Annotated in this window: 2 protein-coding genes; both read right to left on the bottom strand. The window is 70.1% G+C overall.

Going from position 1 to position 1,149, the window contains the following annotated elements:
* A partial coding sequence (locus ACIQOV_RS42300; protein WP_401056577.1) for an ABC transporter permease occupies positions 1-713 on the bottom strand: 713 nt, incomplete at its 3' end.
* Positions 710-1,149 (bottom strand): ATP-binding cassette domain-containing protein (locus tag ACIQOV_RS42305; protein WP_401056579.1); only part of this gene is annotated, 440 nt, incomplete at its 5' end. The genes ACIQOV_RS42305 and ACIQOV_RS42300, both read right to left, overlap by 4 nt.

Here is a 1,149-nt window from a genome sequence, read left to right on the forward strand (position 1 = left end):
GCGGCGATCAGGTACTTGTTGAGGTTGATGCCGGCCAGGCGGGCGGCGGTGTCGTTGCCGCCGATCGCGTAGATGTTGCGGCCGATGTCGGTGTACTTGAGCAGGACGTGAACGGCGGCCGCGACGAGCAGCAGCAGCCAGACCATGACCGGCAGGCCGGCGATCTTGCCCCGGCTCAGGAAGACGAACAGGCTGTCGTTGAGTACGTAGCCCTGCGCCGAGCCGTTGGAGATGAGCTGGGCGACGCCCTTGTAGGCGGCGAGGCCGGCGAGGGTGGCGATGGTCGGGTTGACCCGGCCGTAGATGATGACGACACCGTTGAAGATGCCGACCCCGGCGCCGATGGCGACGGCGGCGCCGATCCCGAGGAGGGAGTTGGAGCCGGTCGAGGTGAAGACCATGGCGCTGGTGACGGAGGCCAGGCCGGCCTGGGAGCCGACGGAGATGTCGAGGCCGCCGCAGATGATCACGACGGTCTGGACGACCGCGAGCAGTCCGGAGATGGTGGCGGCCTCGGCGATGACCTGGATGTTGTCCCAGCCGACGAAGTTGGGGTTGAGCGAGCCGAACAGGGCGACGACGGCGACGAGGGCGCCGATCAGGCCCAGGTTCTGGCCGCCCGCCCGGGCCAGCCAGCTGCGGGCGTCGGTTGCCGGTGTCGGCCCGTCGCCGCTCTGGTCGGGCTCTCGGTCGACGGAGAGGGCAGTCGTCATCGGGTGCCTCCGGGGGCCGGGTCGGTTCCGGTGCGAGGCGCCGTGGCGCTCTCGTGCGGAAGGTCGGGGGTGAGGTCGTCGGCCATGGCGAGGGCGAGGATGGCCTCTTCGGTGGCCTCGGTGTGGTCGAGCCGGCCGGTGATGCGGCCGTTCTGCATGACGAGGATGCGGTCGGCCAGGCCGAGGACTTCGGGGAGTTCGGAGGAGATGACCAGGATCGCGGTGCCCTTGCGGGCGAGGTCGGCGATGATCTGGTAGATCTCGGCCTTGGCGCCGATGTCGACGCCGCGGGTGGGTTCGTCGAGGATCAGCAGGGCGGGGTTGCGGGCGAGCCAGCGGGCGAGGACGACCTTCTGCTGGTTGCCGCCGGACAGGGTCCGGACCTCGGCCTCGATGGAGGGGGTACGCACCCGTAGGCGGTCCGCGTACTCCTGGG

Source organism: Kitasatospora sp. NPDC091257 (assembly GCF_044757675.1).
GTDB classification, from domain to species: domain Bacteria; phylum Actinomycetota; class Actinomycetes; order Streptomycetales; family Streptomycetaceae; genus Kitasatospora; species Kitasatospora lactacystinica.